The sequence below is a fragment of the Flavobacterium sp. 38-13 genome (assembly GCF_001899155.1).
Classification (GTDB): Bacteria; Bacteroidota; Bacteroidia; order Flavobacteriales; family Flavobacteriaceae; genus Flavobacterium; species Flavobacterium lindanitolerans.
Map to the genome: position 1 here is coordinate 101,508 of NZ_MKVG01000014.1, position 20,918 is coordinate 122,425.

Annotated in this window: 14 protein-coding genes and 1 pseudogene; 8 read left to right on the plus strand and 7 right to left on the minus strand. The window is 37.2% G+C overall.

The features are described 5' to 3' along the window. Window positions 1-36: 36 nt before the first annotated feature. The 5 genes and pseudogenes from BGO88_RS08885 to BGO88_RS08905 form a co-directional block, all read right to left on the minus strand. Window positions 37-405: pseudogene (locus tag BGO88_RS08885) on the minus strand (GxxExxY protein). Window positions 406-996: 591 nt separating this feature from the next. After that, window positions 997-2,445: a tRNA (N6-isopentenyl adenosine(37)-C2)-methylthiotransferase MiaB gene (gene miaB / locus BGO88_RS08890; protein WP_056068375.1), complete on the minus strand. Its 1,449-nt coding sequence runs from the start codon at window positions 2,443-2,445 to the stop codon at window positions 997-999. A 111-nt stretch (window positions 2,446-2,556) separates the two neighbouring features. Beyond that, window positions 2,557-3,849 (minus strand): HlyD family secretion protein, encoded by a 1,293-nt coding sequence (locus tag BGO88_RS08895; protein ID WP_286706636.1) that lies wholly within the window; start codon window positions 3,847-3,849, stop codon window positions 2,557-2,559. 1 nt (window position 3,850) lies between these two features. Further along, a complete protein-coding gene (locus tag BGO88_RS08900) occupies window positions 3,851-6,043 on the minus strand; it encodes a peptidase domain-containing ABC transporter (protein ID WP_277016345.1) in 2,193 nt (730 codons plus the stop codon). Between the two features lie 70 nt (window positions 6,044-6,113). Further along, window positions 6,114-7,661, minus strand: a complete 1,548-nt coding sequence (locus BGO88_RS08905; RefSeq protein ID WP_286706637.1) for a vitamin K epoxide reductase family protein — start codon at window positions 7,659-7,661, stop codon at window positions 6,114-6,116. Window positions 7,662-7,971: 310 nt separating this feature from the next. Here BGO88_RS08905 and topA point away from each other — a divergent pair, with 310 nt between their 5' ends. The 7 genes from topA to BGO88_RS08940 all read left to right on the plus strand — a co-directional run bounded on the left by topA (window position 7,972) and on the right by BGO88_RS08940 (window position 17,526). After that, window positions 7,972-10,491: a type I DNA topoisomerase gene (topA, locus tag BGO88_RS08910; RefSeq protein WP_277016341.1), complete on the plus strand. Its 2,520-nt coding sequence runs from the start codon at window positions 7,972-7,974 to the stop codon at window positions 10,489-10,491. A 3-nt stretch (window positions 10,492-10,494) separates the two neighbouring features. Then, on the plus strand, window positions 10,495-11,646 hold the full coding sequence (locus tag BGO88_RS08915) for a formimidoylglutamase (protein WP_286706638.1): 1,152 nt from the start codon (window positions 10,495-10,497) through the stop codon (window positions 11,644-11,646). Window positions 11,647-11,792: 146 nt separating this feature from the next. Further along, window positions 11,793-13,163: a T9SS ring complex lipoprotein PorK/GldK gene (porK, locus tag BGO88_RS08920; protein ID WP_056068388.1), complete on the plus strand. Its 1,371-nt coding sequence runs from the start codon at window positions 11,793-11,795 to the stop codon at window positions 13,161-13,163. A gap of 62 nt (window positions 13,164-13,225) precedes the next feature. Then, window positions 13,226-13,873, plus strand: coding sequence for a type IX secretion system motor protein PorL/GldL (porL, locus tag BGO88_RS08925; protein WP_056068390.1), 648 nt, complete (start codon window positions 13,226-13,228; stop codon window positions 13,871-13,873). A gap of 56 nt (window positions 13,874-13,929) precedes the next feature. Beyond that, window positions 13,930-15,471 carry a type IX secretion system motor protein PorM/GldM gene (porM, locus tag BGO88_RS08930; RefSeq protein ID WP_273236827.1) on the plus strand — a complete coding sequence of 514 codons (1,542 nt, stop codon included), beginning with the start codon at window positions 13,930-13,932 and terminating at the stop codon, window positions 15,469-15,471. 50 nt (window positions 15,472-15,521) lie between these two features. Next, window positions 15,522-16,409 (plus strand): type IX secretion system ring subunit PorN/GldN, encoded by an 888-nt coding sequence (porN, locus tag BGO88_RS08935; protein WP_286706639.1) that lies wholly within the window; start codon window positions 15,522-15,524, stop codon window positions 16,407-16,409. A gap of 67 nt (window positions 16,410-16,476) precedes the next feature. Next, complete coding sequence (locus BGO88_RS08940) at window positions 16,477-17,526, plus strand: NAD(P)/FAD-dependent oxidoreductase (protein WP_286706640.1); 1,050 nt, start codon at window positions 16,477-16,479, stop codon at window positions 17,524-17,526. 1 nt (window position 17,527) lies between these two features. On the opposite strand, the gene BGO88_RS08945 is transcribed toward BGO88_RS08940, so the two are convergent. Then, window positions 17,528-17,911, minus strand: a complete 384-nt coding sequence (locus BGO88_RS08945; protein WP_101471367.1) for a DUF983 domain-containing protein — start codon at window positions 17,909-17,911, stop codon at window positions 17,528-17,530. Window positions 17,912-17,982: 71 nt separating this feature from the next. Between BGO88_RS08945 and BGO88_RS08950 the strand changes: the two genes are divergently transcribed. Continuing rightward, a complete protein-coding gene (locus tag BGO88_RS08950; protein WP_286706641.1) occupies window positions 17,983-19,887 on the plus strand; it encodes an ABC-F family ATP-binding cassette domain-containing protein in 1,905 nt (634 codons plus the stop codon). A gap of 30 nt (window positions 19,888-19,917) precedes the next feature. Here BGO88_RS08950 and BGO88_RS08955 read toward each other — a convergent pair whose 3' ends face one another. After that, window positions 19,918-20,907: an App1 family protein phosphatidate phosphatase gene (locus tag BGO88_RS08955; RefSeq protein ID WP_101471369.1), complete on the minus strand. Its 990-nt coding sequence runs from the start codon at window positions 20,905-20,907 to the stop codon at window positions 19,918-19,920. Between the last annotated feature and the right edge of the window lie 11 nt (window positions 20,908-20,918).

A 20,918-nucleotide genomic window follows, 5' to 3' on the forward strand; every position in this document is an offset into this window, starting at 1 on the left:
AATGATGGTTTTGATTATGTTACTAGCGTAAGATAATTAAATATATCTTTTATATTGTAATGATTTAGCCTGAAAATTAACTAGCAAGCCTATTTCTGAATTAGATAGCTTCATATAATTTAGTATTTACGCAATGTGTTCTTTTGAAAATTCCTTTATTGCTTTTACTTCCAAAATTATATCTTCATTTATGATGAAATCTGCATAAAATTTATGAGGCAAGATTTTTCCTTTGTACTCTATCAGGAATTCTTTTTCTCTTTCAAAAGGAATATTCTTGTCTGTAAGTTCTATTTCTAAGGCATCTTTGTAAATTATTTCTAATAACCCCGGGCCTAGATTTCTATGAACTTCCATGCAAATTCCAATTATTCTATACGTCTCTTCTTCTTTGTAATAGCTCATACTTTATTCTTTTTGGCGTTTATTTTTGCTTTAGATTAGAAAGTTTAAGGATTTTGAATCCGATAAATCTCCAAATCTGTGACTTTGAGTGTTAATTAAAGGCTTGTAATTTGTTTATTTTTTTGCCACAGATTGATGGATTATAAGATTCTAAATCTGTGAAATCTTTGAATCGTGGCTGTTTGTTTTTAATTAAAGGCTTGTAATTTGTTTGTTTTTTTTGCCACAGATTGATGGATTATAAGGATTCTAAATCTGTGAAATCTTTGAATCGTGGCTGTTTGTTTTTAATTAAAGGCTTGTAATTTGTTTATTTTTTTGCCACAGATTGATGGATTATAAGGATTCTAAATCTGTGAAATCTTTGAATCAGTGGCTGTTTGTTTTTAATCAAAGGCTTGTATTTGTTTATTTTTTTGCCGCAGATTGATGGATTATAAAGATTCTAAATCTGTGAAATCTTTGAATCAGTGGCTGTTTATGTCAACTCGAGATAAGACTTATACTTTTTATCATTATACAACGAATTGCATGAATTATATGTTTAAACTGCAATCTCAAATCATAAATCTGCAATCATAAATCTCAAAATTAATTCATATCACTATATCCAACGGCTTCTCCAATTAAAGTGCCACTGGTACAACTATTGATTTTTACATTTACGAAATCACCTATTTTATAATTTTCTCTAGGAAAAACAACTGTTATGCTTTGTGAGTTTCTGCCTGAGAATTGCTCTTCGGATTTTTTAGAAGTCTTTTCTATCAGCACCTCTACAGTTTGCCCTAAGAATTCCTGGGTTCTGAAAGCGCTGTGTTTTCTTTGTAAATCAACTATTTCCTGAAGCCTTCTTAGTTTTGTTTCTTCCGGCACATCATCTTCCATTTTCCTTCCGGCCAGTGTTCCCGGACGTTCAGAATAGGCATACATATATCCGAAACCGTATTTGACATGTTCCATTAAGCTCAATGTATCCTGGTGGTCTTCTTCCGTTTCGGTAGGAAATCCTGAAATCATATCCTGGGTGATGCCACAACCCGGAATGATACGGTTTATCTTATCAATCAGTTGGATATATTCTTCTCTGGTATGCAGTCGGTTCATTGCTGCCAATATCCTGTCACTTCCGGATTGTACGGGAAGGTGGATGTGTTTGCATACGTTTGGATATTTTGCAATAACATGCAATACGCTTTCGTGCATGTCCTGCGGATTCGATGTTGAAAAACGGATACGCATTTTTGGAAATCCTGTAGCGACCATTTCCAGTAATTGGGCAAAATCAACAGCCGTAGCTTTTTGGAATTCGGTTGCCTTGACAAAATCTTTTTTCAAACCACCACCATACCAAAGATAGCTGTCTACATTCTGTCCTAATAAAGTAATTTCTTTAAAACCTCTGTTAGACAAGTCGGCGATTTCTTCCATAATGCTTTGCGGCTCACGACTTCTTTCACGGCCACGGGTAAAAGGAACTACGCAAAAGGTACACATATTGTCGCATCCTCTTGTTATGGAAACAAATGCAGTAACGCCATTGCTATGCAAACGAACCGGAGAAATATCGCCATAAGTTTCATCTTTGGAAAGAATAACATTGATGGCATCGTTTCCGGCTTCTACTTCCTGCAAAAGATTTGGAAGGTCTTTATAAGCATCCGGGCCGACAACCAAATCGACAATTTTTTCTTCTTCTAAAAACTGACTTTTAAGGCGTTCTGCCATGCAGCCCAACACACCCACTTTCATTTTTGGATTCACGCTGCGTTTTACAGCATTGTATTTTTCCAGTCTTTTTCGTACGGTTTGTTCTGCTTTGTCCCGAATGGAACAGGTGTTGACCAATACCAAATCGGCCTCTTCCAGAATTTGAGTAGTATTGAAACCATTTTCAGATAAAATAGAGGCTACAACCTCACTATCTGAAAAGTTCATGGCACAACCATAACTTTCAATAAAAAGCTTTTTGGTGTTTCCTGTTTTATGTTCTAATACAAGGCTTTCTCCTTGCTTGTTTTCTTCTATTATCTTTTCCATAGTCTCCCAAAGAGAAATTTAATCAGTTTGCAAAGATACAATTATTTGAAGTAATATGACAAGATGTCATATTTAGATTTAACAATGTTTTTGGAATGTTTTTTACCGTTTTTAGGTTCTTCGGAATAAATCCCGAAATTGGTAAAGCAGTCGCTCAATTAATCGCAAATCCTGGGTGATAATATCGGCAGTTCCGCTCATTTCCTGACGAAATGCAATCTTTTTGTGATAGGAAGTTTCCAGTTTATTTGGCAAGGATACATCAATAAGAATGTTGCCTTCTTTATCAGGGGTTAAAGAGATGGATTGTATTTTCCCTCTGATGACTCCAAATTCCCGGTCAGGATAATTTGCCAGACGGATATTTACATTCTGGCCAATTTTGATTTTTCCTGAATTTTGAGCCTTGGCTTTTATCTTTCCGATGTAATTGTCAGATTCTTTCGGGATAATAGAAAAAACATTATCGCCTGCCGTAATGGTTTGGTTTTCTGTCCATACTTGCATGAAAGAGACTTCGCCTGAAATTGATGACCGGAGCACATAGGCTAATTCCCAATCGGCAATGGCTTTTTTCAACTGGTTATAGGACTGTATGGCATTCCTGAACAGACTTACATCGTCTTTAGTCTCGTTAATCTTTGTCGATTTGCTGTTTTTGTTCAAATCATTCAACGACGATTTCATTTGCGAAATAGAGGAACTGAGTCCACGCAAGTTTTTTTCTGTCTGGAGATAATCTAAATTTTTAGTTTCCCATTCCTGTGTGGATATAATGCCTTTGTCGTAAAGTTTTTTATAACGGTCAAGCTCTTTCTTTTTAAGTTGAATTTCTGTTTCGCTTATTTGTTTTTGCTGTTGCAAAAGGTTTAGCCTTTCTTTGATTTCGATGACTTCATAATTTTGTGCAGCGCCTTCTACTTTATAAGGCTGTAATTTTCTGTTAAGGCTGTAAGCAATAAAATCTTTTTCAAATACGGCAAATGGCCCTTCAATTTCACCCAGCTGCATGGAAGGGAGCGATTCAAACGGAAACCGGATAAAACTCTTATCTATTTTAAGGGTGTCGATAATGCTTTTTAGCAAAAATACATCCTGATATCGGGCCGTGTTTTCAATTACGGCCAAAGCTGTATTTGCCGAAACAGTTTCTCCGTTTTTGATAAAAATTTTCTCAATACGCCCCGAACTTTTGGTAATGAGTCTTTGTGGAGGGATTTGCGTGGTTATGGTAATTTCTGAAGTGACAATGTCAGGATATTTTACAACCCACGACATGACCAGTAAGGATAACAGTACGGTTAAAATAACCACATTTCCCCATCGTATCATCCAATGCGGTACTTTGGTCAGGATTTCCTGAACCTCTTCACTTCGTAGTTCTATGTGTTTATCGTCTGGCATATTATGTTCCGAGTTGCAGTTGGTTTTTAACAAGCTGGTAGTAGCTTCCTTTTAATTTTACTAATGCTTCGTGATTGCCTTGTTCTATTATTTTTCCATTATCGAGAACTACTATCTGGTCAGCGTTCATTACGGTGCTTAGTCGGTGTGCAATTACCACAACGGTTTTATTTTTGAAGAAAACATCCAGTTTTTCCATGATTTCTTTTTCATTGTTGGCATCCAGTGCCGATGTAGCCTCGTCAAAAAACAACATTTCCGGGTTTTTGTAAACCGCCCTGGCAATCAATAATCGTTGCTTTTGCCCGGTACTCATGCCAATGCCTTCCATGCCAATTTTGGTGTTATATCCCAAAGGCAAGCCTGAAATATATCCTTTGATATTTGCCACATCGCTGGCATAGGCGAGTCTTTCCTTGTTTATAATGTCAACACCAATCGCAATGTTGTTGGCTATTGTATCATTAAAAATATAGCCTTCCTGCATCACAGCGCCAATATTGGCACGCCATGCTTTTTGGGCAATGTTTTTAAGGAGCGTGTTTCCAACCGTAATTTCTCCTTTGTCGCAATCGTAAAATTTCAACAGGAGCTTCATCAGCGTTGTCTTACCACTGCCGCTGGTTCCTACAATTGCCGTTATCTTATTGGCAGGGATGACAAGATTCAGATTTTCTAAAACAGGAGTGTCTGTTCCTGTATATCTAAAGCTGACGTCTTTAAGTACAATGTCGGAATCAACAGGAAATTCATGAATCTGATTTTCTTCCTGTTGGCTTTCATCTTCTTTTTCATGGATTTCAGATAATCGGGAAAGTGATATTTTTGCGTCCTGTACTTCCCGGATGAATTGGATGAGTTGTGTAATCGGGCCATCCAGGCTTCCTACAATACTGGTAATTGCCATCATCATACCCAGCGTAATTTCTCCATCAATAACCAATTTGGCAGAAAGGAAAATAATGAAGATGTTTTTAAGTTGGTTGATGGTTGAGGAACCAATGTTTTGTGTTTGTTCCAATACCAATCCTTTCATGGAAACTTTAAAAAGGCGGGCCTGAATATATTCCCAGCTCCAGCGTTTTTGCTTTTCGGCATTGTGGAGCTTGATTTCCTGCATTCCGTTTATGAGTTCGATGACCTTGCTTTGCTCCTGGCTGATTTCTGAAAAGCGTTTGTAATCCAAGGCTTCTCTTCGTTTAAGAAACAGTATAATCCAAAGAAAATAGAGCAGGCTTCCGGCAAAGAAAACCAAAAAGATTTTCAGGTTGTAATAGGCCAGAACACCTCCCATTATAATCATGTTGATTATAGAAAACAGCACATCCAGTGACGAGGTTGTTAACAGTCGCTCAATTCTGTTATGGTCGTTGATTCGCTGCATGATGTCTCCGGTCATCCTGACGTCAAAAAAGGAAATTGGCAGATTCATCAGTTTGATAAAGAAATCAGAAATAAGCGAAATGTTTATTCTTGCCGAAAGATGGAGTGATATCCAACTTCTGATAAGTTCCAAGGCTGTTTTTCCGGCAAACAAAAAAAGCTGGGCAAACAAGACCAGATAAACGAAGTGAATATTCTGGTTTTGGATTCCAATATCGACGATGCTTTGCGTAAGGAATGGAAAAATCAGTTGTAATAAACTGCTTGCCAGAAGTCCAATCGCTAATTGAATAATAAACGATTTGTACCGGAATACATATCTTGAAAGTAATCCGAAACCAAAAACGCTTTTGTTTTCTTTTTCAAATTCGTTTTCGTAGAATTTGGGTGTCGTATCAAAAAGAAGGGCTATTCCTTCTGGAGTTGCTTCGGTTGCATTATTTCCAATCCAGGATTTTAAAAAATCCTCTTTATTGTATTGGAGCAGCCCAAAGGCAGGGTCAGAAACATAATAAACCCCTTTTTTGATTTTATACAGTACGACATAGTGATTGTTATTCCAATGCAATATGCACGGTAAAGGGGCTTCTTCCAGTTTTTCTAAACTGAGCCGTACACCCAGTGTCCGGAATCCTATTTTTTCTGCCGCTTCACTTAGCGATAGCAAATTGCTTCCCTCTCTGGTGGTTTCGCTTAGACTGCGAAGCTTTTGTATGTTGATATTTTTGCCATGGTATTTGGCAATAATCTTCAAGCTGGTAGGGCCACAGTCTTTTTGGTCGGCTTGTTTGAAAAAAGGGAATTTCTGCATTAATTTTTTCGAATTTAGTCAAATATATTTCTTATTTCCTTAGGATGAACAACTAGTCCGTAATTTACGTCTAAACGATTGCGGCTTTTAGGTCTTCCAGTTCCGACAGGAAATATTTTATTTCTTCTAATTCATATTCTTTAGGCAATAATTTATGGTCTACTATTTTTACCGGCGTATAATTGAATTCGTTTTTGATACACCATTGGTATTGTCTATTGAGTTCTGTCGCTACTTCCTCGCTGATGGTTTGCTGTTTCCATTTTTTTAACCAGTCTTCGATATTGAGATTTTGGACGTGCCAGTCTTCAATAGCCTGTCTGATATTGCCATTGTTAAAATAGATCTGCTGCAGATTTGTTGCGACAGGCACATAAGGATTTCCAAGATTGTCTATATTCAGGTTAAAATAAACCGCCAACCTGATTTTTTCGGGATATTTTTCCATAAAGTCTTTACCTTTTTGATAAGCTGTATGGCAATGACCGCAGCTGGGACTAAGGAAAAGCCTTAGGGTTAATGAAGCTTCCGGATTTCCGAAAAGAATAGGTTTTAGGCTTGTCAATTCCGGCAACTCCTGTACATCTGAAGAAAGAAATTCGAATAGATTGAAATTCCTTTTAAATCTGGAAAGTTCCTTGTTTTTGTCTGCCAGGTCTTTTCTTTCGGATATAATTTTTTTTAACGGAAACCACAAGGCAGAACAAATTGCAGTTATAATAGAGTAATGGATGACAGCCGTTAGATTTATCTTGAAATTATCAAAATATGAAACGTACAATAATGATTGTGCCAAAACCAAAGACGACACAACAAGACACAGTACACACCATTTTTTAAGTTTTGTCTGTTGCAGGTATACCGAATAAAGACAAACGGGTAATGACAGCAGGCTAAGCAACCCGATAATGCCAAAAGCAAACCCCGCTAATGAACCGGCTATAAAATTGATGGAGAAAAATAAAATGGGCAAGTCTGTAAAATCAAGCCATTGGGTAATCCGGCTGTCTTTTGACTTTATTACAGAATCACAGGAGGTATTGGAATTAAAGCTACAGATTTTAGAAACAAGTTCGTTGCCGTTCTCGTTTTTTTCTAAAAGTATAAAAATACCGGCAAGCAACCCTATAAATGATAGGGTTCTGAACAGGAAGCCGTAAATTTCAAATCCGTAAGCAAAATTAGAAACCAGATAAACAGTGGCCAATAGTGCTAAAGTAATGGCTATTTTGTGTTCTGATTTTTTTATATCAGATGGTTTTTCGTTTTTCTCAATTGCCAGAATCAAACCATTCCATAATTCCCGAAATTCTTCCAGGTTTACGGTATGTTTTTCATTGTTTTCGGTCTCATAAATAATAGTGTCCTGGTTCTTACTGACAAAGACAAAGTTTAGGGCATCCTTGACTTCTATAGCTGCAATAAAGTGTTCCGGAAGATTTTCAAGCTGATTTTTAGGAACATTGGCAGCCATGTTTTCAATGCGCAACACTTCCAGAGTGTCTGTGACGGAAAACAAGCTTGGGTAGTTGGGGTGTGAGAGATAAATATCTTTAAATTCCTCATTCAGATTGCCATGCCGATTCTGTTCTAGGTATTTCTTAAGGACTGAAATCACGATGTTTTCGTTTTAGTTTGGATTCATGGTAGGAAAAATCTTGTAATATGTTTGCATAAATTTATAAATAAGAAATGAAAATCGGTTATGAAATCCGAATGTTTAACATAAAAAGGAAGCCGATAGGAGGTAAAGGGTGTCTATATAAGGTATGGCTTCTTAAAATTTATATGGTATTTTCAATCTTTTAAGAATCAGTGTTTTGCTCTTTCTCAGAAGTCTGTTAGGAGTTAATAATTTTACTTTTAAAATTTTCTGAAATGCAATATTTAAAAAATTCATATACTTTTGCGACACAAACAGAAGCATTATGGCAAAGAATTTAGTGATTGTTGAGTCGCCTGCAAAGGCAAAAACCATTGAGAAGTTTTTAGGGAGCGAATATCAGGTAGAGTCCAGTTATGGACATATAGCAGATTTGCCTTCTAAAGAAATAGGAGTAGATGTTGAAAATGGCTTTCTTCCAAAATATGAAGTTTCTCCTGATAAAAAAGCATTGGTGAAAAAACTCAAGGATCTTTCTAAAAAAGCAGATACGGTTTGGCTGGCGAGTGATGAGGATCGTGAAGGAGAAGCCATTTCGTGGCATTTGTCAGAAGAATTAAAGTTAGAACCATCAAAAACAAAAAGGATTGTTTTTCATGAAATTACCAAAACGGCAATCCAAAAAGCGATTGAGAATCCAAGAGGGATTAATTACGATTTGGTAAATGCGCAGCAGGCAAGAAGAGTCCTGGACAGATTGGTGGGTTATGAGCTTTCTCCGGTTTTATGGAGAAAAGTAAAAGGCGGGCTTTCTGCCGGAAGAGTACAGTCAGTTTCAGTAAGATTAATTGTAGAAAGAGAAAGAGAAATCCAAAACTTTAAAGCCGTAGCTTCTTACTCTATAGTAGCAGAATTTTCAAATGAAGCAGGAAAAACATTTAAGGCGAAACTGCCAAAGAATTTCAATACAAAAAAAGAAGCCGAAGATTTCCTGAATAAAAATATAGGTTCTACATATAAGGTATCAGATTTAGAAACGAAACCTACCAAAAAATCACCGGCAGCACCTTTCACTACTTCCACTTTGCAACAGGAAGCAGCAAGAAAATTATACCTCCCGGTTGGGGTAACGATGCAATTGGCCCAGAGGCTTTATGAAGCGGGATTGATTACCTATATGAGAACAGACAGTGTCAATCTGTCGAATGAAGCCATAAATGCGGCTGAGGCAGAAATCATCAAATCGTATGGTAAGGAATTTTCAAAGCCCAGAACTTTTGCCAATAAGAGCAAAGGTGCCCAGGAAGCTCACGAGGCCATCCGTCCGACAGATATGTCAAGACATACGGTGAATATTGATAGAGACCAGGCCCGACTTTATGACCTGATTTGGAAAAGAACATTGGCTTCGCAGATGAGCGATGCCGAATTGGAAAGAACCAATGTAAAAATTGAAGCCAATAACCATTCAGAGGTGTTTGCCGCAACCGGAGAAGTTTTGCTTTTTGAAGGATTTCTTAAAGTATATCTGGAAGGACATGATGATGAAGACGAAGAACAGGAAGGAATGCTTCCGGCTTTAAAAGTGAATGAAAAACTTCAGAACAATTATATCACTGCAACAGAACGTTATTCCAGACCGCCGGCAAGGTATACGGAAGCTTCTTTAGTTAAAAAACTGGAAGAGCTTGGAATTGGACGTCCGTCGACCTATGCGCCAACCATTTCTACTATTATTAATAGAAATTATGTTGAAAAAGGAAATCTGGACGGGCAGGAAAGAAAATATACACAATTGACCTTACAGTCCGGAAAAGTTGATGAAAAAGTATTAAAGGAAAATACAGGTTCTGATAAAGGAAAACTCGTTCCAACCGATATTGGTGTTATTGTGACCGATTTCTTGGTAAAGAATTTTGAAAGAATATTAGATTATAATTTTACGGCAAAAGTTGAGCAGGATTTTGATGAAATTGCAGAAGGAAATGTAAACTGGGCAAAGATGATGCAGGAGTTTTACGACCAGTTCCATCCTAATGTAAAAGATGTTGAAGCCAATGCAGAGAGAGAATCGGGAGAGAGAATTCTGGGAACGGACCCGAAAACCGGAAAACCGGTAAGCGTTCGTTTGGGTAAATTTGGTCCAATGGCTCAGATAGGTGATGCGGAAGATGATGAAAAGCAATTTGCAAGTCTGATGGCTGACCAGAATATTGGAAATATTACTCTGGAAGAAGCTTTGAATTTGTTCTTGCTGCCTAAAAAATTAGGAGATTATAAAGGTGAAGAGGTAGAAGTTAACAATGGTCGTTTCGGGCCTTACGTGCGATTTGGAAAAATGTTCATTTCGCTTCCAAAAGGAGAAGATCCTTTGGATGTTACTTTTGACCGTGCCAAAGAATTGATAGCCGAAAAAGAACAGGCAGATGCTCCAATCGGAACGTATAAAAATGAGCCGGTACAAAAAGGAGTGGGTCGTTTCGGACCTTTTATCAAATGGAATGGCATGTTTATTAATGTCAGCAAAAAATACAATTTCGACAATCTTTCCCAATCCGACATTACTGAGTTGATAGAGGACAAGCTCCAAAAAGAGATTGATAAGGTAATTCATGATTGGAAAGAAGACGGAATCCGGGTTGAAAAAGCGCGTTGGGGACGTTCAGTCATTACCAAAGGGAAGGTCAAGATAGAATTGAGTAAAGATGTTGATGCATCCAAACTTACTTTGGACGAAGTAAAAGATATGATTGAGAAGAAGGCTCCCGCAAAGAAGACTGCGGCAAAAAAGACAACCGCTACGAAAAAGCCGGCTGCTAAAAAAACTACTGTAAAAAAGAAATAATATATGGAATTTGATTTTCTGACTCCTTTAGATGAAGAGATACTGGAGTTTATTAACGGACTGTCTTCCCAGAATTTAGGAAGCAAGGTAGTACTGCATACCAGAGAAGACTTTCCTGATTTAAGCAAAATCAGACTCGCAATTGTGGGAGTGAAGGAAAACAGAGGTGCCCATATTGAAATTGAAAATACAAAGCTGTCGCATATCCGCAAGGAACTGTATGGATTATTTCCGGGAAACTGGGAAGCATCAATTGCAGACCTGGGAAATATTTTGGCTGGCAACGATATAGAAGATACCTATTTCGCCTTAAAAAAAGTGACAGCCTATTTGTTGAAAAACAAAATCATTCCGATAGTTATTGGTGGTTCACAGGATTTGACCTATCCGCTATACAGAGCCTTTGATGAATTGGAACAAATGGTAAATGTTGCGTCTATCGATAGTAAATTTGACTTTGGAGCAGCCGATAGACCACTTTCTGCAAATTCCTACCTTACTAAAATGATTGTTGAAGAACCTAACAATCTTTTTAATTACAGCAACCTGGGTTATCAAACCTATTATAACTCACAGGAAGAGATTGATTTAATAGAAAAATTATTCTTTGATGCCTATCGTTTGGGTGAAGTTTCCAATAATATCTCAATAGCCGAGCCGGTTTTCAGAGATGCGGATATTGTGAGTGTAGATTTAACATGTGTGAAATCTTCTGATTCCGGTAATTTTATTACTTTTACACCCAACGGATTTAACGGGAAAGAAATCTGTTCTTTATCAAGATATGCAGGAATCAGCGATAAAGTTTCAATTTTTGGCATTTTTAATCACAATAATTCAAAACAGGAGGCAGTTCTGATCGCCCAGATTGTGTGGTATTTTATTGAAGGTTATCATTATCGTTCGAACGAGTATCCGTTTGGAAGCAGAGATAACTATTTAAAATACATTGTGCCTTTAGAAGACGAGGAACTGGTGTTTTTTAAAAGCCACAAAACAGAACGTTGGTGGATAGAAATACCTTTTATTTCAAATGTTAATAATAAATTAAAAAGAAATACGTTATTACCTTGCACTTATGAAGATTATTTAGGTGCTTGTGCCAACGAAATCCCGGAAAGATGGTGGAAGGCACAAAGGAAAAATATAGTATAGACGGCACGTTCCTATTTTTTTTAACACATCCTTAGGTCAATGTTATACTTTATTTAAGGATTTTTAATAAAAAAATTGTTTTTTAGAAAAATAATAAATAGGTTTACGCCCTTAAAAAATAAGAATATATCATAACCCAAATTTATATGAAGAAGTTCATTGCATTAGCAGCATTAGCATCAATATTGACAAGCTGTGGTTCGAGCGATAAAGGGGAGTTAGTAGGTGTGAAAGGCAGAAAATGGCATCCAGAAAAACCATACGGTATGACTCTGGTTCCAGGTGGTGCTTTTATTATGGGTAAATCAGATGATGATTTAGCCAACGTACAGGACGCTCCGACAAAAACGGTTACCGTTCGATCCTTTTATATGGATGAAACAGAAATTACGAATAGCGAGTACAAGCAATTTGTGAATTGGGTGAAAGACTCAACTATCAGAATGCGTTTGGCTATTCTTGCTGAAGAAGTAGGTCAGACCAAAGGAACTGGTGGTATCGGTGAGTTTGCGTTTGATGATACAGATCCGGCTACAATGTCTCCTTATGACAAATATATGTATGAGAATTACTATAGTGTTGGTACAGGAGATGATCCGTATGCGGGAAGAAAGCTGAATAAAAAAGTAAAATTGATTACAGACCCTCAGAAATATCCGGATGAATATTATGTTGAGGTTATGGATTCAATGTACTTGCCTGCTGCCGAATCATACAACGGATTAAGAACTATTGATGTTTCAAAATTGAAATTCCGTTACTCTGAAGCGAATCTAAACGATGCGGTTAAGAAAAAAGGAAGAAAAGATTTCTATAAAAAGACGGAGCCAATTGAAATCTATCCTGATACTACGGTATGGATTAAAGACTTCGCTTACTCTTATAATGAGCCAATGCATAATGATTACTTCTGGCACCAGGCTTATGATGATTATCCTGTAGTAGGTGTTACCTGGAAACAGGCTAAAGCTTTCTGTGCTTGGAGAACATTATACAAAAACGCATACATCAAGGCGAAGAAAAAAGGAAGAAACCAAATCAACTCTTTCCGTCTTCCAACAGAAGCAGAATGGGAATACGCTGCTAGAGGAGGCCTTGAGTCAGGAACTTTCCCTTGGGGTGGTCCTTATGCTAAAAACGACAGAGGTTGTTTCCTGGCAAACTTCAAGCCTAACCGTGGTGACTACGCTGCTGACGGAGCTTTGTATACTGTAGAAGCGAAATCATACGAGCCTAACGATTATAACCTTTATAATATGTCAGGTAACGTAGCGGAGTGGACAAACTCTTCTTATGATGCATCATCTTACGAATATGTTTCTACAATGAACCCTAACGTGCCGGATGCTAAAAATGAGCGTAAAGTAACACGCGGAGGTTCCTGGAAAGATGTTGCTTATTTCTTGCAGGTAAGTACAAGAGACTTCGAATATGCTGATTCTGCAAGAAGCTTTATCGGTTTCAGAACCGTACAGGATTATATGGGTGTTCAAAATACAGGAAACACACCTAAATAAGAAAATTTAACCAACTTTATAATTATTATATTTACTTAACTAACTAAAAACTATTTATTATTATGGCAATTTTAAGCAAAAAAGCAATGAATTTCGCTTACGGTATGGGAGCGGCAGTTGTAATCGTAGGAGCATTATTTAAGATCATCCACTTCGAAATAGGACCACTAACAGGAAACGTAATGTTAACTATTGGTCTTGTAACAGAAGCGATTATCTTTGCTTTGTCTGCGTTCGAGCCTGTAGATAACGAAATTGATTGGACTCTTGTATATCCTGAATTAGCAGGAGGTGAAGCTAAAAAGAAAGAAGCTAAAAAAGAAAACCCAACTGAAGCTCAAGGTCTATTGTCTCAAAAATTAGATAACCTATTGAAAGAAGCTAAAATTGATGGTGAATTAATGGCTAGCTTAGGAAACAGTATCAAAAATTTCGAATCTGCTGCTAAAGGAATTTCTCCGGCTGCTGACGGAATTGCAGCTACAAAAAAATACAGCGAAGAATTATCTATGGCTGCAGCTCAAATGGAGTCATTAAACAGCTTGTACAAAGTACAATTGGAAAGTGCTTCTAGAAATGCTGAGGCTAACAAAGAAATCGCTGACAACGCTGCTAAATTAAAAGAACAAATGCAATCTATGACTGCAAACATCGCTTCATTGAACAATGTTTACGGTGGTATGCTTTCTGCAATGAGTAACAAAGGATAATTAGTTTAAGACTATATTTTTTCATTAACAAAATAAAAATAAACTAATTAGAAAAAATGGCAGGAGGAAAATTAACCCCTAGACAGAAGATGATTAACCTGATGTATCTGGTTTTCATCGCGATGTTGGCACTAAATATGTCCAAAGAAGTTTTATCTGCTTTTGGACTAATGAATGAAAAATTTGAAACAGCGAACGAAGCGGCAAAATTAACTAACGAGCAGATGATGCAAGCTTTGGATACTAAAGCTGCTGAAGCTAAAGGAGAATTTGCTGTAGCTGCTGAAACAGCTCATAAAGTTCAGGCTGCTACTAAGAAATTTTACGATTTTATCGGTACTTTGAAAGCTGAAACACTTAAAGGTGTTCAGCCAGAAAACGGTAAATTACCATACGAATCTATGGATAAAGGTGATAACCTTGATAACAGTTGGTTCATTGGTGATGGATATACTAAAAGAGGTAATGAAGTTATGAGTGCTATCGAAACCTATAAGGCAGAGATGAAAAATGCACTAGGTAATGAGAAAAAATACTCAGCTATCTTAAATCAGGTAAACAAATCATTTGATGTTTCTGATGTTACTACAAAAGATGGTTTGAAAGATAAATTCTTGAACTACCACTTTAAAGGTTTCCCTGCAATCGCTTCTTTGGCTAAATTGTCTGCTTGGCAAAGTGATGTTAAAAAAGCAGAATCTGATGTAATCAGTGCGGCTTTAGGAAAAGCAGCCGTTCAGGCAGCTTCATATAGCAACTATCAGGCGATTGTTGTTTTGGAGAAAAATGCTTATTTCCAAGGTGAGAACGTAAAAGGTAAAGTCGTATTAGGTCGTTATGACGAAAATACTAAACCTACTTCATTCCAAGGCCCTGGTAAATTAGAAAACGGACAAGCTGTTATTTCCTTAACTGCTGGTGGTGTTGGTGAGCAATCTATCAATGGTCAGTTTACTTTCTTGGAAGATGGAAAAACCATTCCTTTGAAATTTGAAGGAAAATACGTTGTAGTTCCAAGACCTAACGAAGCTACTATTTCTGCTGATAAAATGAACGTTGTTTACCGTGGTGTTGATAACCCAATGACAATTTCGTTTGCAGGTGTATCTGATAATAATGTTACAGCTTCTGCTCCTGGTTTAGCAAAATCAGGTAAGTCAGGATCATATGTTATGAGACCTCAGGCAGGACGTGAAGTTGTTATCAACGTTAATGGTAAATTAAATGACGGTAAAGTTGTAAATTCTAAGAAAGTATTTAGAATTAAGAATATTCCTGGACCAGCAGGTGCCTTGAGAGGAAGAGAGACAGGTACTGTTAAAGGTCCTAAATCTAACCTTGAAGTTCAGACAGTTAATGCTATTCTTGAAGACTTCGATTTTGAAGTAGGTATAAATGTTGTTGGTTTCAACATCAAAGTTCCAGGACAACCAACAGTTGTGGTTTCTGGTAACAAAATGGATGCTAGAGCGAAAGCGGCAATCCAAAAAGCAGGTAGAGGTGATGTAGTCATTATTTCTGAAATAAAGGCTAAAGTTGTAGGAGCTGATATTATGCTTCCTAAAACAGCACCAGTTGCTTACGAAATAACACAATAATTATTGAAAGTTTGAGTTTTTAAACTTAGCAAACTATAAATTATAAGAAAATGAATTGGAGAAATTTTTCATTAGTAGTAGCATTAAGCTTAGTTTCTGGTGTGTCTTTTGCACAGTCTAATCTTTTGAATGCGAAAACTCCTCAAGAAATCGGAAAGAAAACCGAAGCTCAGCTTAAGTCCGATAATGATAAACCATTACCTTATGGATATGTTCACGATCGTGACGTACTAATGGCTAAAATGGTTTGGGAATTTATTGATCTTGATGAGAGAATCAATTTTCCAATGTATTTTCCGGTTGAAGGTAACCTTGGGCCAGACAGAAAATCGCTTTATGCAGTCCTTGTTGATAACATGAAGTCAGGAAAAATTACTGAAGTATATGACGACAGTTATTTTACTACTAAAAAATCACTTAAGGATATTGAAACATCACTATCAAAAATTGATACGGCTGATGCAGGTAGAGAGCAATACAACGCAGGTGAGAAAATATCTGAGGAATATATCGTGAAAACAGATATTACTCCGGCAAATGTTATGGGTTACAAGATTAAAGGATACTGGTATTTTGACAAACGTCAAGGTGAATTAAAATACCGTTTGCAAGGTATCTGTCCGGTAGTTCCAGACGTTTATACAATGGGAACTGAGGAAGAAGATCCAATCGAATTGTTTTGGGTATACTTCCCGGCAGTACGTGACGTTCTTCACGAAGCAAAAGCTTTCAACGACAAGAACTCTGCGCTTCCAATTACATTTGACCACTTATTGAATTCGCGCCGCTTTAATGGAGTGATTTATCAGGAAGAGAACGTAATGGGTGACAGAAAGATTGAGGAGTATATGAAAGACAATGCTCAGATGCAATTATTAGAGTCAGAAAGAATAAAAGATAAGATCCGCAACTTCGAACAGGATATGTGGAATTATTAATAAAAATTTCTCCAATACAAATAAAACTCTTGTCTAACTTAGACAAGAGTTTTTTTATTTTTTCACTATGGTTGATTATTTGATAGTCGGTTGCGGATTGGCCGGAATTGCGTTTGGCGAAACAGCCTCACTGCACAATAAATCCATTTTGTTTTTTGAGAATAATTCGCAACGTTCTTCTAAAGTTGCAGGCGGATTGTATAATCCGGTTATTCTGAAAAGATTTAGCGGAGTATGGAGAGCTCAGGAACAACTGGACCTGCTTCAGGTTTTTTATGGAAATCTGGAAAAAAAGCTGAATACCCGATTTAATTTCACTACTCCGGTCTACAGAAAATTCTTTTCTGTAGAAGAACAGAATGATTGGTTTCTGGCAACAGATAAGGTTGGATTGGCGCCTTTTCTTTCTTCAAAATTGGTTTCCAAAAAATATAAGGCAATTGATTCGCCATTTAATTTTGGTGAAGTTTTGCAGTCTGGCTATGTCGATACAGAGATACTATTGTCAAGCTATCGCAATTATCTGAAAGAAAGTAATCTGCTAAGGGAAGATACTTTTGATTATTCGGTTATAGAATTTAAAGAAGGCCATATTCAATATAAGGATATTGTGGCCAAAAATATTGTTTTTGCCGAAGGTTATGGAATGACAGCCAATCCTTATTTTGGACACTTGCCTTTAAAGGGAACAAAAGGTGAATTGCTGATTATTAAAGCTAAAAATTTAGACTTGGATGCCATAATCAAAGCATCGGTATTTGTGCTGCCTTTGGGTAATGATTTGTATAAAGTAGGAGCAACATACAATTGGGCAGACAAAACCAATGAGCCGACCAATGAAGCCAAAAAACAGCTTTTAGAGAACAGCAAGGAAATTCTGCAATGCGATTTTGAAATTGTGGAACATTTGGCCGGAATAAGACCTACAGTGGCAGACAGAAGGCCGTTGGTAGGAACACATCCAAAATATCTGAACCTTCACTTACTGAACGGGCTTGGCACTAGGGGCGTTATGATTGGGCCTGATATGGCAAAACAATTATTTGAAAATATTGAATTTGGAAAACCGATAGACAATTCTGCAGATATCCTGCGATTCAAAAAAGTAAAATGGTAACTTATTTTTTATCCCAGTCTTTATCGTAATCCACAAACATATTGATCCAGATATTTCGGGATACCCTCATAATAATTGGCATAAAAATAATGAGTGTGGCTATAATGGCAACAAATGCAACTTTAAGGTTAGTGCCCAAAAATAAGTAAGAGATAACAAAAGCAGCTACTCCAAAAGCAATTCCTACGGCATAGCTCACATACATTGCCCCATAAAAAAAGGAAGGCTCTATCTTGTATTTTTGACCACAGTGGCTGCATTTTTCATGCATTTTGAAAACGGCAGGCAGATTATAGGGGTTTCTGTCCACATACATGTTCTCTTTCTGGCATTTAGGACAAGTTCCTGTTAAAATACTATATAATTTGGATCCTTTTTTTAACATTTGCAAAAAATTTTGATTGCCGTATTTGGCATTACAAATTTACACATACAATTACAAAAAAAATATAATAAATGCTTAATATACATAATTTGTCAGTTTCTTTCGGTGGTACTTATCTTTTTGAAGAAATTACATTCAGATTGGGTGCCGGTGACAGGGTAGGTCTTGTTGGTAAAAACGGTGCTGGAAAATCTACTATGCTGAAAATCTTGGCGCGTGATATTGCTCCGGATACAGGAAGCATAGCTACTGAAAAGGAAGTCAAAATAGGATTTCTTCGTCAGGATATTGACTTCGAACAAGGAAGGACGGTTTTGGAAGAAGCTTATGAAGCATTTACAGAAATAAAAATCGTTGAAAAAAAGCTGGAAGAAATCAATAAGCAGCTGGTCGAGCGAACCGATTACGAAAGCGAAGAGTACAGCCAGATTATTGAAGATTTGTCTGACTATACGCATCGTTTTGATTTGTTGGGCGGATACAATTATGTAGGCGATACAGAAAAGATTTTATTAGGACTGGGTTTTAAAAGAGAAGATTTCAATAACCAGACTGAAACCTTTTCCGGAGGTTGGAGAATGCGTATCGAACTGGCGAAATTGCTTTTGCAGTCTAATGACATATTGTTGCTGGATGAGCCTACGAACCACCTGGATATTGAATCGATTATTTGGTTGGAGAGTTTTTTACGCAATTTCCCCGGAGTTGTAGTCATTGTTTCGCACGATAAGATGTTTTTGGATAACGTAACAAACAGAACCATTGAAATTTCACTAGGCAAAGCGTATGATTTTAATAAACCGTACACGCAATATTTGCAATTGCGACAGGAAATCCGTGAGAAGCAATTAGCTACTCAGAAAAATCAGGCCAAGAAAATTGAGGAAACCGAAAAATTAATTGAGAAGTTTAGGGCAAAAGCCTCAAAAGCCTCAATGGCGCAGTCGCTTATAAAAAAACTGGATAAGGTTGAAAGGATTGAAGTCGATGAAGACGATAATTCCGTTATGAATATTTCATTTCCGGTTTCGGTAACTCCCGGGAAGGTAGTTGTTGAAGCGGAAAATGTAACTAAAAAATATGGCGACAAGACGATTCTGAAAGATATTTCGTTGTTGGTTGAAAGAGGCAGTAAGATTGCTTTTGTGGGTCAGAACGGACAAGGAAAGTCAACTTTTATCAAAGCTATAGTTAACGAGATTGACTATACGGGTACCATAAAATTAGGACACAACGTGCAGTTGGGTTATTTCGCCCAAAACCAGGCAGAATATCTTGATGGTGAGATAACGTTGCTTCAGACCATGCAGGATGCCGCTAATGATACCAATCGTTCAAAAGTACGCGATATGCTGGGTTCTTTTTTATTCAGGGGAGATGATGTCGAAAAAAAGGTAAAAGTGCTCTCAGGAGGCGAAAGAAACCGTCTGGCGCTTTGTAAATTGTTATTGCAGCCTATAAATGTGCTTGTGATGGACGAACCTACAAACCACTTGGACATCAAATCGAAAAATGTATTGAAAGCAGCATTGCAACAATATGAAGGGACTTTGCTGTTGGTTTCTCACGACAGGGATTTCCTTCAGGGAATGTCAAATATTGTGTATGAGTTCAAAAATCAGAAGATAAAGGAATATTTGGGTGACATTAATTTCTTCTTAGAGCAGCGCAATCTTGAAAATATGCGTGAAGTGGAAAAGAAAGATGTTGTTAAGAAAGAAACCCCCAAAGAAAAGCCGTTGTCTTATGACGAACAGAAAAAAAATAAAGCACTTCAAAATAAACTGAGTAAGGTGGAAAGCCAGATTAAACAGTTGGAAATTGACATTCAGAAAGACGACAAGCTATTAGAGTCCGAGTATGACAAACATATAGAAGATGCTTCTTTTTTTATTGCCTATAATAAAAAGAAAAAAGACCTGGATAATCTTTTGGAAGAATGGGAAGCGATTCAGATGGAAATTGAAAATGCCTAGAGATACAGCCGGAACTTGTTTCCGGCTTTTTTATAGCTTTTCATGAAAATCCTGAGATGTAATACCAATTCGTTCTGAATGTTCAATCGCCTCCTTGCTGTTCCTGAAATAACAGGTGTCAACTCCCATGCTTTCCATATTTGCCATAGCTTCAATGGCTTTGCTCTTTTTGTTTTTGCCAGTTTGCCTGATGTAGACCGCTTTGACAGTAACCGGAAAAATCTTGCAGATATCTTCATATAAAAACGGGTCATGTTGCGAATCGTCTCCCAACAATACATATTTCAGATGGGGATAAAATTCCAGAATATGCTTGATTTTTTCGAATTTGTGGTCGTGATTGCCCCTGCCGGTAAGAAAAAAATCAGTAAGGCTGGTTTTGATGTCTTTTAAAAGCAATACAGCTTTAGGGAGACCGTGTAGTTCCGTGAATTGGGTAATGAATCTGTAGAGGTTCCATTCGCTGCTGGAAACATAAAAAAAAGCATTTTTCTCCGCATCACTGTTTCTGCCGGCAGAACTCAAAGCCTGATAATGGGGTACGACATCTTCAAATATTTTTCGGTCATTGACGTTCCTGAAAAGAAGTATGTACAGTTTTTTGAAAGGATTTCGGGTATGGGAAACCAAAAAGGTATCATCAATATCCGATATGAATCCCCAGTTGCCCTCATGGGGGCGTATATAGCTGCCTTTGCTTGAAATTTCTTTACTATTATGGTAAGTACTGACTTTATATTCGTTCCAGCCATAAGCCAGATCCCTTGACAACGGGATGCAAAATTTGAAATAGCCATCATCCAAGCTTTTCGTGTGGATTTTCATGCCCTGGTGTTCCAGATAAATCGAAGCATTTTTTTGCGTTTTGATTCGGAACATGCGGATAACCGATTTGGCATTCTTGAAATTTTTCTTTTGAAAATCGTAATCTTCTTTAGTCGTTGGTCTGAAAATATGCCCCATCACAATTAATTCCTGATCATTTGCATAACCTCGATATAACTTTAGGATTGGCTTCATAAATGTTTTAT

Excerpts from the sequence above, each read along its gene's own strand:
- miaB (WP_056068375.1), bottom strand. The coding sequence starts at position 2,445 with ATGGAAAAGATAATAGAAGAAAACAAGCAAGGAGAAAGCCTTGTATTA.
- BGO88_RS08895 (WP_286706636.1), bottom strand. The coding sequence starts at position 3,849 with ATGCCAGACGATAAACACATAGAACTACGAAGTGAAGAGGTTCAGGAA.
- BGO88_RS08900 (WP_277016345.1), bottom strand. The coding sequence starts at position 6,043 with ATGCAGAAATTCCCTTTTTTCAAACAAGCCGACCAAAAAGACTGTGGC.
- topA (WP_277016341.1), top strand. The coding sequence starts at position 7,972 with ATGGCAAAGAATTTAGTGATTGTTGAGTCGCCTGCAAAGGCAAAAACC.
- BGO88_RS08915 (WP_286706638.1), top strand. The coding sequence starts at position 10,495 with ATGGAATTTGATTTTCTGACTCCTTTAGATGAAGAGATACTGGAGTTT.
- porK (WP_056068388.1), top strand. The coding sequence starts at position 11,793 with ATGAAGAAGTTCATTGCATTAGCAGCATTAGCATCAATATTGACAAGC.
- porL (WP_056068390.1), top strand. The coding sequence starts at position 13,226 with ATGGCAATTTTAAGCAAAAAAGCAATGAATTTCGCTTACGGTATGGGA.
- porM (WP_273236827.1), top strand. The coding sequence starts at position 13,930 with ATGGCAGGAGGAAAATTAACCCCTAGACAGAAGATGATTAACCTGATG.
- porN (WP_286706639.1), top strand. The coding sequence starts at position 15,522 with ATGAATTGGAGAAATTTTTCATTAGTAGTAGCATTAAGCTTAGTTTCT.
- BGO88_RS08940 (WP_286706640.1), top strand. The coding sequence starts at position 16,477 with ATGGTTGATTATTTGATAGTCGGTTGCGGATTGGCCGGAATTGCGTTT.
- BGO88_RS08945 (WP_101471367.1), bottom strand. The coding sequence starts at position 17,911 with ATGTTAAAAAAAGGATCCAAATTATATAGTATTTTAACAGGAACTTGT.
- BGO88_RS08950 (WP_286706641.1), top strand. The coding sequence starts at position 17,983 with ATGCTTAATATACATAATTTGTCAGTTTCTTTCGGTGGTACTTATCTT.
- BGO88_RS08955 (WP_101471369.1), bottom strand. The coding sequence starts at position 20,907 with ATGAAGCCAATCCTAAAGTTATATCGAGGTTATGCAAATGATCAGGAA.